The 14419-nt window shown below is 63.5% G+C and carries 15 protein-coding genes and 1 tRNA gene; 12 read left to right on the forward strand and 4 right to left on the reverse strand.

The genetic code is table 11. The features are described from left to right. Window positions 1-160: 160 nt before the first annotated feature. Window positions 161-250: transfer RNA gene (locus HZB49_RS26180), tRNA-Ser, on the reverse strand. Window positions 251-375: 125 nt separating this feature from the next. Between HZB49_RS26180 and HZB49_RS26185 the strand changes: the two genes are divergently transcribed. Continuing rightward, window positions 376-1236, forward strand: a complete 861-nt coding sequence (locus HZB49_RS26185) for an alpha/beta hydrolase (protein ID WP_291616680.1) — start codon at window positions 376-378, stop codon at window positions 1234-1236. Between the two features lie 186 nt (window positions 1237-1422). Here HZB49_RS26185 and HZB49_RS26190 read toward each other — a convergent pair whose 3' ends face one another. Next, the gene (locus HZB49_RS26190; protein ID WP_291616682.1) at window positions 1423-2556 is read right to left on the reverse strand and encodes an ROK family protein; all 1134 of its coding nucleotides are present in this window, start codon (window positions 2554-2556) and stop codon (window positions 1423-1425) included. 336 nt (window positions 2557-2892) lie between these two features. Here HZB49_RS26190 and rplU point away from each other — a divergent pair, with 336 nt between their 5' ends. The 3 genes from rplU to HZB49_RS26205 all read left to right on the forward strand — a co-directional run bounded on the left by rplU (window position 2893) and on the right by HZB49_RS26205 (window position 4489). Further along, window positions 2893-3396: a 50S ribosomal protein L21 gene (gene rplU, locus HZB49_RS26195; RefSeq protein ID WP_291616684.1), complete on the forward strand. Its 504-nt coding sequence runs from the start codon at window positions 2893-2895 to the stop codon at window positions 3394-3396. Window positions 3397-3480: 84 nt separating this feature from the next. Next, window positions 3481-3750, forward strand: coding sequence for a 50S ribosomal protein L27 (gene rpmA / locus HZB49_RS26200; RefSeq protein ID WP_291616686.1), 270 nt, complete (start codon window positions 3481-3483; stop codon window positions 3748-3750). A 142-nt stretch (window positions 3751-3892) separates the two neighbouring features. Continuing rightward, window positions 3893-4489, forward strand: coding sequence for a GNAT family N-acetyltransferase (locus HZB49_RS26205; protein ID WP_291616688.1), 597 nt, complete (start codon window positions 3893-3895; stop codon window positions 4487-4489). A gap of 688 nt (window positions 4490-5177) precedes the next feature. Here HZB49_RS26205 and HZB49_RS26210 read toward each other — a convergent pair. Then, window positions 5178-5561 carry a nuclear transport factor 2 family protein gene (locus HZB49_RS26210; protein WP_291616690.1) on the reverse strand — a complete coding sequence of 128 codons (384 nt, stop codon included), beginning with the start codon at window positions 5559-5561 and terminating at the stop codon, window positions 5178-5180. Window positions 5562-5708: 147 nt separating this feature from the next. Then, a complete protein-coding gene (locus HZB49_RS26215) occupies window positions 5709-6623 on the reverse strand; it encodes a DMT family transporter (RefSeq protein WP_291616692.1) in 915 nt (304 codons plus the stop codon). Window positions 6624-6843: 220 nt separating this feature from the next. Between HZB49_RS26215 and HZB49_RS26220 the strand changes: the two genes are divergently transcribed. From HZB49_RS26220 to HZB49_RS26255, 8 genes are all read left to right on the forward strand, one after another. Continuing rightward, entirely contained in the window at window positions 6844-7323 is a 480-nt protein-coding gene (locus HZB49_RS26220) for a MaoC family dehydratase (protein WP_291616694.1), read from the forward strand. A 162-nt stretch (window positions 7324-7485) separates the two neighbouring features. Further along, window positions 7486-8526, forward strand: a complete 1041-nt coding sequence (gene obgE, locus HZB49_RS26225; RefSeq protein ID WP_291616696.1) for a GTPase ObgE — start codon at window positions 7486-7488, stop codon at window positions 8524-8526. A 65-nt stretch (window positions 8527-8591) separates the two neighbouring features. Further along, the gene (locus HZB49_RS26230) at window positions 8592-10220 is read left to right on the forward strand and encodes an alkaline phosphatase family protein (RefSeq protein WP_291616698.1); all 1629 of its coding nucleotides are present in this window, start codon (window positions 8592-8594) and stop codon (window positions 10218-10220) included. Next, window positions 10217-10912 carry an ankyrin repeat domain-containing protein gene (locus HZB49_RS26235; RefSeq protein WP_291616700.1) on the forward strand — a complete coding sequence of 232 codons (696 nt, stop codon included), beginning with the start codon at window positions 10217-10219 and terminating at the stop codon, window positions 10910-10912. Before HZB49_RS26230 ends, HZB49_RS26235 begins: the two co-directional genes overlap by 4 nt. 141 nt (window positions 10913-11053) lie before the next feature. Continuing rightward, window positions 11054-12511 carry a serine hydrolase domain-containing protein gene (locus tag HZB49_RS26240; RefSeq protein ID WP_291616701.1) on the forward strand — a complete coding sequence of 486 codons (1458 nt, stop codon included), beginning with the start codon at window positions 11054-11056 and terminating at the stop codon, window positions 12509-12511. A gap of 99 nt (window positions 12512-12610) precedes the next feature. Then, entirely contained in the window at window positions 12611-13705 is a 1095-nt protein-coding gene (locus tag HZB49_RS26245) for a hypothetical protein (protein ID WP_291616704.1), read from the forward strand. A 90-nt stretch (window positions 13706-13795) separates the two neighbouring features. Then, a complete protein-coding gene (locus HZB49_RS26250; protein ID WP_291616706.1) occupies window positions 13796-14023 on the forward strand; it encodes a hypothetical protein in 228 nt (75 codons plus the stop codon). Window positions 14024-14157: 134 nt separating this feature from the next. Next, entirely contained in the window at window positions 14158-14346 is a 189-nt protein-coding gene (locus tag HZB49_RS26255) for a hypothetical protein (protein WP_291616708.1), read from the forward strand. The last annotated feature ends 73 nt before the right edge of the window (window positions 14347-14419 follow it).

The following is a 14419-nucleotide window of genomic DNA, read 5'->3' on the forward strand; positions in this document are numbered from 1 at the left end:
ACCGGCACTCCGGCTACATACACCTTTACATACACTTGGGCGTGAGATTTGGCGGGATGAGATGGAATTGACTGGAACGCCAAACTCAGCGCAAGGCACTGATATTACATGCGTTCGTGTCAAAAATTGGGGCTGGGTGAAATTCGCTGAAACGGGCTCCTGGCGGAGAGGGAGGGATTCGAACCCCCGATAGGCTTGCACCTATGCCGCATTTCGAGTGCGGTGCATTCAACCACTCTGCCACCTCTCCAGGCGCCAAACCGGGCGATTCACGCCCATCCTGGTCGGGCCGTGTTCTAGGCGAGGACGGCGGGACGGGCAAGGCGCAGGCGGAATAAAATGCGGCCGGCGCCACGGAAAATGGGAGCAGAATCAATGGAGCATCTCAGGGTTCAGGCCAACGGCGCGGCGTTTCATCTGGCGCGGACCGGACAGGGGCGTCCGCTGCTGCTGCACGGCTGGCCGGAATTCTGGCTCACCTGGGAGCCGGTCATGACGCGGCTCGCCTCCCGCTTCGCGCTGTACGCGCCCGACCTGCGCGGCTTCGGCGACAGCGACAAGCCGCATGGTCCGTTCGGCCCGGACCAGCAGGCCGCCGACATGCTGGCGCTGATGGATGCGCTCGGCCTGAAACAGGCCGGCATCGTCGGCCATGATGTCGGCGGCGCGCTGATGCAGCCGCTCGTCCGCAAGGCGCCGGAGCGCATCAGCGGGCTGTTCTTCTTCGACTTCGTCTATCCCGGCATCGGGCCGCGAATGGCGGAGCCGGACCGGCTCAACAACATCTGGTATCAATCCTTTCACCAGATGGAGATGGCCCCTGCCCTCGTCGGAGCGACGCGCGAGAGTTGCCGCACCTACATCTCGCACTTCTTGCGCAACTGGTCGCATCGCAAGGATGCGTTCGACGACGTGATCGAGGCCTTCACCGACAACTTCCTCAAGCAAGGCAACCTCGCCGGCGGCTTTGCGCATTACCGCGCGGCGCACGAGGGGCGGGTGCGGATGATGAAGGGCGAGGCGCCAAAACTTCCGCCCATCGACGTGCCCGCCTGCGTGCGCTGGGCCGAGCACGATCCGCTGTTTCCCTATCAATGGACCGACCGGCTCGGCGAGACTTTTTCCAATCTCGATCTGGCGAGGTTTTCGGGCGTCGGCCACTTCCCGCACCGCGAGGACCCGGACCGCGCGGCAAGCGAGATTGCGGATTTCTTTGCGCGCATCGGCTGGAGCTGAAAGGTGGGGCCGCCGGACGCGACAAAACACCGGCGGCCCCGTGCCGCTTCATTGCAATCTGGCCAGGAAGTGCGGCTTCGCCGACCAGCGAGAGCGACGCAATCACCGTAGCGACGAGCCGCGGCGAGGCGCAACGCGATCCCGTTCTTAACCTAACCGGTCAAGGTTACCTGATGCACGAAAACGTTAGTCTTTGCTGTCCTTGCTCTTTTTCGCTTTCTTCTCGTCCTTGTCCTTGCTGTCTTCCTTCTTCGCATCCTTGCCGTTGCGCCGGTTGGTGAAGCGCGCGTTGCCAAGCCCGGTGCCGATGGTGAGCACGCCCCAGCGTTCGACGTCCTGCATGAAGGGAACCTCCGCAAGCCCCTGCGCCACGCCGTCATTGTGCATCACGACCGCGGTATCGTGATCGCCGATCGAGGGAATCCCCTCGATCAGGCTTGCCGGCAGATTGAACTTGCTGCTCTCCCAGTTGCCTGGGAGATTCTGCGCACCTTTCTCGATGGAACCGTCCTCGTTGATCACGCCGGGACAGGAGACGCCGATGAACGGTGCGAGCCTGAAACCTTCCTCTTCGGCTTCTGCGATCAACCCCTTCAGCATCTTCACCAGCCGCTTCACCGCGCCTTCGCGCGTCGGCTCGTCGTCGGCGTGACGCCACAGTTCGGACTTCCACACCGCAGCCTTCGACAGGTCGTTTGCCTTTTTCCAGTTGGTCTCGACCACGCCGCAGCGGATATTGGTGCCGCCGATGTCGACGGCGAGAATGCTGTCATGCGCCTCGAATATCCACGACGGCGCCAGATGCAGCGTGCCGATCAGCCCGGCATCGTCGGGGTGGAAACGGATCGGCACCATATCGACCTTGAAGTCCTCCGACTTCAGCATGATCTCGGTGCGCGCGATCGCGAGTTCGCCGAGCCGGCTTTCGCGAAAACCGCCGCCGACCACGATGCGCTCGGTCTTCGCCCACGCCTTGGTCCTGAGGAAGCGCCGCGTCACATAAGCGAGTTCCCGGGCAAATTCCTCGATCGCGCTGTGGACGATGGCGGAGGCCTCCACGTCCTCGCCGACCAGTATTTCATCGAGCACCTTCTTGCTGATCTCATCGGAGGGCTCGTCGCCAAACGGGTCTTCGCCGGACTTACTCAGCGGCTTGCGCCAGCGATCGAGGATTTCGCGGAAGGCGCCCTTGCTGGCGCGGTCGCCCAAAAAGCCATCGTCGTCCTTCAATTCGATATTGAAACTGTCGATGTCGACCGACGGCAGCCGGCTGGCCCCGTGACCGGCGATCCCGGTGGTCGTAATGAGATCCTCAGCCATGACTTCCTCGGCCCCTGATGGATGCGAGGGGACAACGGCAGGGGAACCCGTTGGTTTCATGGGGGCGAGTGGCCGCCCGTCGCGGGTCCGGCGGAGCCGAAATGTCGCCAAATCCCTCATATCCGGCGGTTTTTCGGGCCCGTTTGCCTTGACTCCGGGCTCTTTCCCGCTATAAAGCCCGCCATCCGGCGCGGGATTTCCTGCGCCGCTCGTTTTTGCGCGGAAAGCCAAGGGGTTAACCCGGGATCGCGCGGAACACGTACCCATAACCGACTGAACAAGAAGCCGGCCCGGGCGAAGTCTCGAGGACGGGATCGAACACGAAGGAATCAAACGATGTTCGCAGTCATCAAAACCGGCGGCCGGCAATACCGCGTCGTTCCGAATGATGTACTCGAGATAGGCAAGATCGAAGGCCAGGTCGGCACGATCGTGCAGCTTGGCGAAGTTCTGGTGGTCGGCGGCGACACGCCGGTGCTGGGCACGCCCACGGTGGCAGGCGCCACCGTTGCGGCCGAAGTGCTGGACCACAAGCGCGGACCGAAGGTGATCGCCTTCAAGAAGCGCCGCCGCAAGAATTCGCGCCGCAAGCGCGGATATCGCGACGAGATCACGGTGCTGCGCATCACCGAGATCCTGACCGACAACGCCAAGCCGACCGTCGGCCCGCGTCCGAAGAAGGAAAAGGTCGCCGCTCCCGCCACTGAAGGCGACGATGAGGCGCCGAAGGCGGCCAGGAAGAAGGCCCCTGCCAAGAAGCCGGCAGCCAAGGCAGCGGCCAAGCCCGCCGCCAAAAAGGCTCCGGCCAAGAAGGCGGCGGCCAAGAAGACCGGGAAGTGATCGCTTCGATTTGAAGCGTGACAAAATTTGAAATGATTCCGTCAAGGAATTGATCTAAGAGATACGAGAAGTTGGAGACGGTGCATGGCTCACAAAAAAGCAGGCGGTTCATCGCGAAACGGACGTGATTCGGCGGGCAAGCGGCTCGGAATCAAGGCGTTCGGCGGCGAGCACGTCGTTCCCGGCAACATCATCGCGCGTCAGCGCGGCACCACCTGGCATCCCGGCCTTAATGTCGGCATGGGCACCGACCATACTCTGTTTGCCAAGGTCGAAGGCCGCGTCGAGTTCCGCGCCAAAGCCAATGGCCGCACCTTCGTGTCGGTACTTCCGATGACCGAGGCGGCCGAATAGACGGTGGATCAAATTTGAGTCCGCCGGGTCCTGACGAACCGGCGGAGTCCTTAACAAGGCTCCAGAAGGGGAGGCGGGAAACCGGCCTCCCCTTTTTATTTTCGACTTCGCGTTTGTCGCGTTGCCTCACAGGAGCCGGACGATGCTGCAGGAATTTCCGACCCAGACGCTGCGCGAGGGGTGTCCTTGCGTCCTCGAGACCGAACGGCTGAGCCTGCGCCGGCCGACGCTCGCGGACGTAAAAGCGATTGCGCGTCTCGCCAACGACCGCCGCATCGCCGAGAATACGCGCCGCCTTCCGCATCCCTATTCGCAGGAACACGCCGTCGAGTTCGTCCGCTTCACCGCAGCTGAGCCGCACGAGATCGCGTTCCTGATCGAGAACAATTTCGCGCCGGTCGGCATGGTCGGCATCAACATGGCCGAGCGCGACGCGCCCGAGCTCGGCTACTGGCTCGGCGTCGAGCATTGGGGCCAGGGTTTTGGCACCGAGGCCGCGCGCGCGGCGATCGACTATTTCTTCGAGGAGTCTTCCGGCGAGCATTTGTTCGCCGGCGCGCGGGTGACCAACCCCGCCTCGCGCAACATCCTGGAGAAGTGCGGCTTCCAGTGGAGCGGCGTCGAGCTGCACCGCTTCGAGGCGCTCGGCTGCTCGACCCCGGTCGACAGGTTCCGCCTGTCGCGCAGCGTGTGGTCGTCGCTGAAGCACTGGAGCAGCTCGGTGCGGCGGGAGAGGTGAGCGCGCCCGCCCTCCGCATTCACGACCGTCGTCCCGGCGAAAGCCGGGACCCATAACCACAGAGCGTAGTTGTTTGACTCGCTGCGGCTCCGGTCTTCGCAAAACAACCTGCTGTGGTTATGGGTCCCGGGTCGCGTCGCCTTGCTCGCTTGCCCGGGACGACAGCGAGTCTATTGCGCGCACATGCTCTCGTTCTCACGGCGCGATTTTCGCCTGAGCTTTGCATCTCGTTGGCCCTCTCTCTGACTGAGGGCGCAGGGAAAGCCGGGTGCCGGCGGCACCCGCATCACCGTGTGCGAAGAGTGCTACAAAAAATGCACACGGGTTTGACAGGTACAGCCGAGACATCCCGGCTTTCCCCGCGCAATGGCTTTACGGCTTATACGTACTCTCCCCGGGGAACGGCCTTTCTTGCCCCCGTTGCCTCGCCAGCACAGGCCGGCGGGGATAGACGCCAGGGTCGCGGCGCCAGGACCACACGATTTCGCCGTACGCTGCGGCGTTTTCGTCAGGTGACAAACACCCGACTGCCGCCCACACTCCGCTGTCGCCCCGGCGCAGGCCGGGGCCCAGAACCACAGGGAGTGGTTGTTGAGGGAAAGCCGGCTGCCGTCTCACCAAGACAATTTCCGCCGCGGCGTATGGGTTCCGGCCTCGGGACGACAGGGTATCATGTAGCCCAGCGCCCTCACCCAGCAACCGGCTTGCGGTAGACGTCCTTTCTCGCGAGCTTGCCGTTCTCGAACGTGTAGCGCTCGATACCCGCCTGCTCGCGCTGCTCGCCGGTGTCGCGGACGGTCTCGCTGACGCGGAAGGTCATGAAGGAGATTTCGGGTAGGTGGTGATAGACGACGTCATGGAAGCGGCTCGACGAGAAGAACGCCTTGCGTTCCTCGATATGTTTGCCGATGGCGTCGCGACCGGTCAGCACGCGCTCGGGCGACAGGCCGTCGTGATAGAGCCAGACGAAGTTTTCCGTGACGACCCCATAGAGTGAGTCCATGTCGTTCTTGAACAGGGCACGGGCAAAGCCCTGGAACAGGGCGTCGCGTTCGGTGGCGGTGGGAGTCATGAGGATGAACCTCGCGGAGCTCGTAGGGCGGGTTAGCGAAGCGTAACCCGCCGACCGGTATACGCCAACGGCGGGTTACGCCTTCCACCTCTCATGCCGACCTATCTCGATTGTGATCCGGCTAACCCGCCCTACGCAACTACGTTTTCACGCCGGCGGATTTACCGCGGGTTCCTCGCGGCCGAGCGCCTGCTCGCGCAGGAAGATGTAGATGCCGGCGGCGATGATGATGGCGGCGCCGATGATGGTGGCAAGCGACGGCACGTCGCCGAACACGACATAGCCGAACATCACGGCCCATACGATCATCGAGTACTGGTAGGGCACGACGACGGAAGCCGGCGCGAGTTTCAGCGAGCGGTTGACGCACATCAGCGCGCTCACGGAGATGGCGCCTGCCAGCACGAACAGGCCGAGGCTGGAAAGGCTCGGCGCCACCCAGCCGAACGGCGCCATCAGCGCGCCCAGCGTGAAGGTGCCGATGAACTGCGTGGAGGCCAGCACGATATCGGGCGTTGCCCGCAGCGAACGGGTGATCAGCATCAGGAAGGCGAACGAAGTGGAGCCCGCGAGCGCGATCAGCGCCGGCCAGCTCACGCTTTCGGCCGACGGCCGCAGCGCAATCAGCACGCCGCAAAAGCCGATCAGCACCGCGCTCCAGCGCCGCCAGCCGATCTTCTCGCGCAGCACGATGCCCGACAAGGCCGTGACGAAGATCGGGCACGCCAGGTAATAGGTGATGACGTCAGCGAGCGGCAGATAGACGGTGGCGAGGAAGAAGGCCGCAACCTCGATGGTGGACAGCGTCACCCGCAGCAATTGCAGCCAGGGTCGCTCAAGGCTGAGAAAGGCGGCGCGCTGCTGCCAGATCAGCGGAAACAGCAGCACCAGCGCGGCACAGGCGCGCAGCCATAGCAGCTGCCCGACCGAATAGGTGGCGACCAGGAATTTGCCGAGCGCATCGCCGAACGAGAACATGAAGATGCCAAGCAGCATCAGGCCGATGCCGGCCAGGCGTGCGGAGCGTTCGTCGAGAGTGGATGTTCTTGCGAAGAGGGGCATGCGGGCGGGGTTTGTTTCTCGTCTTGCGTCATGGCCGGGCATAGCCGTTCGAAGAACGGCGTCGCTTCGCTCCGCCTATGTCCCGGCCATCCACGTCTTTGTTGAACACCGTTTTAAAGACGTGGATGCCCGGGACAAGCCCGGGCACGACGATTTGAACCATTTGCCGCAGCCGGAACGCTGCGATACTACGCGCCTATCAAGCATCGCAGGAAACGCCATGACCGAGTTCGACCCCGCCAACCACCGCATGGTGCCCGCGCAGCGCTGGTTCGAGGATTTCGTGCTCGGCGAGCGCTTCGTACTGCCCGGCCGGACGCAGACCGTCGCGATCTTCGCGGCGTTCCAGGCCGCAAGCGGCGATACTCACCCGATCCATTACGACGTCGAATATTGCCGCGCCAAGGGCATGCCGCATCTCTTGGCGCACGGTTTCCAGACGCTGGTGCACACCGCGCCGGGCGCCGGCCTGTTTCCCTTCGTCACCGAGGAGTCGCTGGTCGGCTTCCTCGAACAGTCCAGCAAGTTCCTGAAGCCGGTCTATGCCGACGACACCATCTATCCTGCGCTGGAAGTGATCGAGCTCGTGCCGGGCCGCTCTACCGGCGTGGTGACGCTGCGCTCGACCGTCCATAACCAGCGCCGCGAGCTGGTGCTGGAGGGAACGCAGAAATTTCTGATCCGGAAGCGGCCGGGCTGAAAGTTAGGGCTTTTCGCCCATTTCGGCCATTTGCAGGGTTGCCGCAGCAGCCTTGCTGCCTTACCTAGAGCCTCGGTAGAACCCAGGCTCTAGCCTTTTGGCTGACGCGTTTTCTTCACGCGAACCGGTCTCCACTTCGCTCGAAAACGCTATGGTACACCCATGAAATTCCTTGACGAGGCAAAGGTCTATGTCCGCTCCGGCGACGGCGGCAATGGCTGCGTGGCGTTTCGCCGCGAGAAATTCATCGAGTTCGGCGGACCCAGCGGCGGAAATGGCGGACGCGGCGGCGATGTCGTGCTCGAATGCGTGGACGGGCTGAACACGCTGATCGACTACCGCTACCAGCAGCACTTCAAGGCGCAGAAGGGCACCAATGGCATGGGCAAGGACCGCCACGGCGCCAATGGCAAGCCTATCGTGCTGAAGGTGCCCGTGGGCACGCAGGTGTTCGACGAGGACCGCGAGACGCTGATCCACGATTTCACGAAACTCGGCGAAAAATTCGTGCTCGCCGAGGGCGGCAATGGCGGCTTCGGCAACGCGCATTTCAAGTCGTCGACCAACCGCGCGCCGCGCAACGCCAATCCCGGCGCGCCCGGCGAGGAACGCTGGATCTGGCTGCGACTGAAACTCATTGCAGACGCCGGGTTGGTCGGCCTGCCGAATGCGGGAAAGTCCACCTTCCTGTCGGTGGTGAGCGCGGCCAAGCCGAAGATCGCCGACTATCCCTTCACCACACTGCATCCGCAGCTCGGCGTGGTGAATGCCGACGGGCGCGAATTCGTTCTCGCCGATATCCCTGGGCTGATCGAGGGTGCGCATGAGGGCGCCGGCCTCGGCGATCGCTTCCTCGGCCATGTCGAGCGATGTCGCGTGCTGCTGCACCTGGTCGACGCCACCACCGAACATGCCGGCAAGGCCTACAAGACGGTGCGCACCGAACTGGAGGCCTATGAAGGCCAGCTTGCGGACAAGATCGAGATCGTCGCGCTGAACAAGATCGACGCGGTGACGCCGGACGAGTTGAAGAAGCAGAAGGACCGGCTGAAGCGCGCGGCGAAAAAGACGCCGCTGCTGCTGTCGGCGGCGACCGGCCAGGGCGTCAGGGAAGCCCTGCATGCGCTGGTCGAGGTGATCGGCGAGGCGCCGGTCTCCAGCAAGGCCAGGGCCACCGCCGAAATGGAGCCGTGGACGGCGTGAGCCGCTTGTCATCCACTGCCCGATATCGCAGCATCGCCGCGACCTCATCGGAAGAGAAGACTCAAGTGGCGCGCGCGAAGAACGTTCTCTGGATCATGTGCGACCAGCTTCGCCATGATTATCTCGGCTGTACCGGCCATCCCACGCTGAAGACCCCTAACATCGACGCCATGGCGAAGCGCGGCGTGCGCTTCTCCAGGGCCTACGTGCAGTCGCCGATCTGCGGCCCGTCGCGGATGTGCTTCTACACCGGCCGCTACATGCGCTCGCACGGCTCGCACTGGAACGGCTGGCCGCTACGCGTCGGCGAGCCGACGCTCGGCGATCACCTGAAGAAAATCGGCGTGCGCAACGTGCTGGTCGGCAAGACCCACATGGCGCCGGATATCGAAGGGCTGAAGATGCTCGGCATCGCGCCGGACTCCATCATCGGCGTGCATGTTTCGGAGTGCGGATTCGAACCGTATGAGCGCGACGACGGGCTGCATCCGTCGAACCGGCCGCGGCCGCGCTACGATTCCTGGCTGCGCGAGCAGGGATACGATGCGCCCAATCCGTGGGAGCACTGGGCCAATTCCGGCGCCGACGCCGATGGCGAGTTGCAGAACGGCTGGCTGCTGGTGCACGCCGACAAGGCCGCGCGCATCCCGGAAGAGCTTTCCGAGACGCCCTACATGACGCGCCGTGCGATGGACTTCATCACGGAAGCGGAAGGCGACGGCCGGCCGTGGTGCCTGCACCTGTCCTATATCAAGCCCCACTGGCCCTACATCGCGCCGGAGCCCTATGCCAGCATGTACGGCGAAAAGGACGTCAAGCCGGCGATCCGCTCGGAGAAGGAGCGCCAGGAGGCGCATCCGGTATTCGCCGCCTACATGGACATGCGCTACTCCCGCAACATGTCGCGCGACGAGGCGCGCGAGAAAGTGATCCCGGCCTATATGGGACTGATCACCCAAATCGACGACCAGATGGGCGTCCTGATGAAGTTTCTCGAAGCGCGCGGCCTGCTCGACGACACCATGATCGTGTTCACCAGCGATCACGGCGATTATCTCGGCGATCACTGGATGGGCGAGAAGGACCTGTTCCACGACCAGTCGGCCAGGATTCCGCTGATCGTGATCGATCCCTCGCGCGAAGCCGATTCCACGCGCGGCACGGTTTGCGACGCGCTGGTGGAAGGCATCGACCTTGCGCCGACCTTCATCGACTATTTCGGCGGCACGCCGCCCGACCACATCCTTGAAGGCCGCTCGCTGATGCCGCTGCTGCGCGGCGAGACACCCGCTTGGCGCAAGGTGTTGTTCTCCGAGTACGATTATTCGATGCAGGACGTTCGGATGAAGCTGAACCAGCCGATCGAGCAGTGCCGGCTATTCATGGTTTTTGACGGCCGCTGGAAATACATCCACGCCTCTGGCTTCCGGCCGATGCTCTACGACATCCAGAGCGATCCCGACGAATTCGCCGACCGCGGCGAGGATCCCGCCTGCGCCGATGTGATCGCCCGCCTGCAGGCGGCGCTGTTCGACTGGGCGCTGCATCCGAGAATGCACATCACCACGCCGAACGCGAAAATCGCCGCCTACGCTGAAAAGCAGATGCAGGTCAAAGGCGGCATCCTGATCGGCATCTGGGACGAGCAGGAGCTCGCCGCGATCCGCGCGCGGATTGCGGCGCAATCGGCATGATCCGCCTCGCCGGACGCATCCTTACGGCGCTGCTTCTGATGCTGGCGGCCGCCCTGCCCGCCTTCGCCCAGGTCGCACCGACCGAAGCCGAACTGCGCGCCTATGACGGCCTGCATGCCGCGGCCGCCCGGGGCGACGTTGCCGAGATCGAGAAGCGCATTGCGGCGGGTGAGGACAAGGAAGCGCGCGACGGCCGCCAGCGTACGCCGCTGCATGTCGCAGCCTACCGGAAGCAGCACGATGCCGCCCGTGCCCTGATCCGGCTCGGCGCCGACCCGAACCGGCTCGAGATCGACCGCTACGACATCATCACCATCGCCGCGGTCGCCAACGATCTGCCGATGCTCAGACTGGCGATCGAAGGCGGTGGCAACCCGAAAGCGGTCACCAGCCGCTACGACGGCACCGCCCTGATTGCCGCCGCGCATCTCGGCCATGTCGAGGTGGTGCGGACGCTGATCGCGGCGAAAGCGCCGCTCGATCACGTCAATAATCTCAGGTGGACCGCGCTGATCGAATCCATCGTGCTCGGCGATGGCGGCAAGAACCACACCGAGACGCTGCGCGCGCTGGTCGAGGCCGGCGCCGACGTCAATATTCCCGACGGCAGCGGATCCACGCCGCTGGCCCTGGCGCGAAACCGCGACTATCGGGAGATGATCGCGATCCTGGAAAAGGCCGGGGCAAAGTAACGCCCGCACCGCGGAAGGGTTCGGCACGCCGCCGCGTCAACCTGAACTGGAGAACGATTGGCACGGCAATCCGGCCGGTCTAGAATCCATCTTGTCCGGCAGATCGGCGACGCATCCCCTTCACCAAGAGGAGACCAGCCAATGAAGACCGCCAAGAAGAAGCCAAAGAAGCCCAAGAAGAAGCTTCCCCAAAAGCCGATCCTGAAAAAGAAGAAGGCCGTCACCAAGAAGCAGAATTCGCAATCGAAGCAGGTCGACCAGATCTTCGAGAAATGGAACACGCCGGATTCGCCGGGATTTGCCATCGCCGTACGCCACAATGGCGCCATCGTCTACCGCCGCGGCTTCGGCACGGCGGATCTCGATCATGGCATTCCGATCCTGCCCGACACGGTCTTCCATGCCGCTTCGCTGACCAAGCAGTTCACGGCGATGGCGATCATGCTGCTGATCAACAATCCGAAGCTCGCCAATCCTGCGATCTCGCTCAACACCGAAGTGCACGCACTGATTCCGCAGCTCAGCGGCATCGACAAGAACATCACGATCGGCCAGTTGCTGCATCACACCAGCGGGGTCCGGGACCAGTGGGTGCTGGCCACGATGGCCGGCTGGCGACTGTCGGACGACGTGATCACCCGCAAGGACGTGATGGACCGCTTCGTGGCGCTGTCGGAAAGCCTCAACTTCGATCCCGGCAACAAATTTTCCTACAGCAACACCAACTACACGATCGCCGGCGACATCGTGAAAAAGGTCTCCGGCATGAAGCTGTCGGCGTTCTGCGACAAGTATATCTTCAAGCCGCTCAACATGTCGCGAACGCGGATCATCGATACCCATGGCGAGATCGTGCAGCATCGCGCCTACGGCTACAGGCCCACCTCCGCGGGCTGGGAGGTGCGGATGCCGAACTACGATCTCACCGGCCCGACCAACCTGCAAACCACGGTCGACGACCTCATGCGCTGGGACGGCAACTTCGATTCCATGAGCGTCGGCGGCGCCGCCGCGCTCACCGCCATGCAAACGCCCGCGCCGCCGGCCGCCCCGATCTACGGACTCGGCCTGTTCATCGACGAGGACAACGGCCGTCGCATCGTCGAGCACGACGGGCGCGACGCCGGATACCGGTCGCATTTGATCCGCTTCCCGGACCAGAAGCTTTCGGTGGCGCTGTTGTGCAATATCGCGCTCGACGACCCCTTGCCGTCGACGGGGACGCTGGTGCGGCAAGTGGCGGCGATCTACCTCGGCTCGGGCTTCGTGACGATGGGGACGATGCCCGTGCTTCCTCCGGTCGCGGCGGCGCCGCTCGATCCCGCACAGTATGTCGGCAAATACTACAGCAAGGAAATCGATGCGACCTACACGGTCGTCCTCAAGGGAACGTCGCTGCAGGTCACGCGCGAAAAGTATCCGCCGACGACGCTGCTCCCGGCGGGACCGAACGGTTTCTTCATGATGAAAGACTTCAGCATCGTGCTGCCGCAGGTGTTGGTGCAGTTCAATATTGCGCAGGGAGCAGTCATAGGGTTCCGCATGGACGATTCGACGCTGGCGGGACGGCTTGGCAATTTTCACTTCAAAAAGGTGTAACGAATTGACCGGCTCGATGGGCGCGCCTCCGGCCTCGGGCCTGGCCGGAGCGCGGGCCGTTTTCGCACACCACTCTGTTTTCGCAAGCAAAGGCATCAGATGAAAAAACGCGTCGTTCGCGCGCTGGTCACCGGCGCAGGCACGGGATCGAGCGCCAACCTGATCCGCGCGCTGCGGGCCATGTCGCCGAAACCCTATGTGGTCGGCGTGCATCACGACCGGTTTGTCCTGAAGCTGTCGATCGCAGATGCCAATTACATCTGTCCGGATGCCGACGGCAGCGCGTTCACCGAGACGCTGCTTGATATCATCAGGCGCGAGCGGATCAACGTCGTGATGGCGACCAACGACAATGTCGTCAAGGCGCTGTCCGACCACCGCCGCCGCTACCAGATCGACCTGCTGCTGCCGCGGCGCGAGACGATCGACCTGTGTCAGGACAAGTATGCGCTGACCGAGTTTCTGCGGCGGCGGGACGTGCCGGTGCCGCGCACCTACGAGGTCAAGTCGCTGCGCAGCCTGGAGCGGATCTTTGCCGCCTTCTCGCGCGAAGGCCTGCTGTGGTGCCGGGCGCGGCGCGGCTCGCGCTCGCTGGGCGCCATGCCCGTCGCCAATATCGAGCAGGCACGGTCCTGGATCACGCAGTGGCGGGACCTGCAGGGGGTGAAGGTGTCGGACTTCACGCTCGCCGAATATTTGCCCGGACGGCATCTCGTGGTGCACAGCCTGTGGCACAACGGCACCATGCTGCGGACACAGGCGGTCGAGCTGCTCAGCTATTTCGCAGCCGGCAACAATCCGAGCGGCATCTTCTCGATGTCCTCGCTGGCCAAGACCGTCGCGGCGTCCGCGGCCGTCGAGGTCACCCTGAACGCGGTCAGGGCGCTGGAGAAAGCGCCCTCGGGCGCATTCTTCGTCGAGCTGAAGGAGACGGCGGGCGGAATCCCCGCGATTACCGAGATCAATGCCGGGCGCTTCCCTTCGGGCGTGACGGCGCTGCTGGCGGTCGGGAAGGACAACATGGTGGCGGCCTTCGCATCGGCGGCGAGCGGCGGGAAAGTCACTGTCGCCGCCGAGCCGTTCGGATCGGCCGACGAATACTACATGGTGCGCGATATCGACGCGATTCCGGCAGTGTTTCCCGCAAGCGACCTGCTAAGAGGCCTGCGCGGGGCAGCGCCGCCATCACGCTGAGGTCAGGCTTGTTGCTTTCCCGATTTGGTGTAGGATCGCCGTCATACGACCAGTATTTGAACCCCAATCTACAGCCTCGGAAAATCATCGATGAGTGGTGGATATATCAAGCCGCAGAAGGAAGGCGATCATCAGATCGTGGTCTTCACCTTTATCGGTCCGATCGAAGCCAAGAAGGTCGACCAGTGGAACAAGGCGCTTCTTGAGCTCAAGAAGCTGTTTGGCGCCAGCTTGACGGGCATCACCATCAAGGGCGATCCGACGCCGCCATCGATCCTGGCGCTCGCCCGCAAGGGCAAGAAGAAGAAGAAAAAATGAGCGCGAAGGGGAAGCGGCTTTCGCCGGGCCGTACGGCCAGGGCCGGAGCCGCCAAATCCGCTTCCGCCAAATCTGGACGCGCCAAATCGGGGTCTGGCAAATCAACATCCCCCAGGTCGGGGCCTGCCAAATCCGTGTCAGCCAGTTCCGCTGCGCCGCTTGAGCTGCAGGTCGCCCTGAAGGGGGACAAGCAGCTTGCGGAGAACGTGATCGTCGAGGTGCTCGCGGCGGCCCGACGTCTCGGGATCAAGCCACCCAAGGTGCAGGTGTTGCGCAAGGCCAGGATCGGTCCGAAGCGGGCCGCGGCCCGCAAATCCCGTTAGCCCAAGCGGCGATGGGAAGCGGCGATAACAAGCAGCAATAGCAAGCAGCAATAGCAAGCCTTGGACCCGACCG

Origin of the sequence: Bradyrhizobium sp. (assembly GCF_016219575.1) — a bacterium.
Lineage (GTDB): Bacteria > Pseudomonadota > Alphaproteobacteria > Rhizobiales > Xanthobacteraceae > Bradyrhizobium.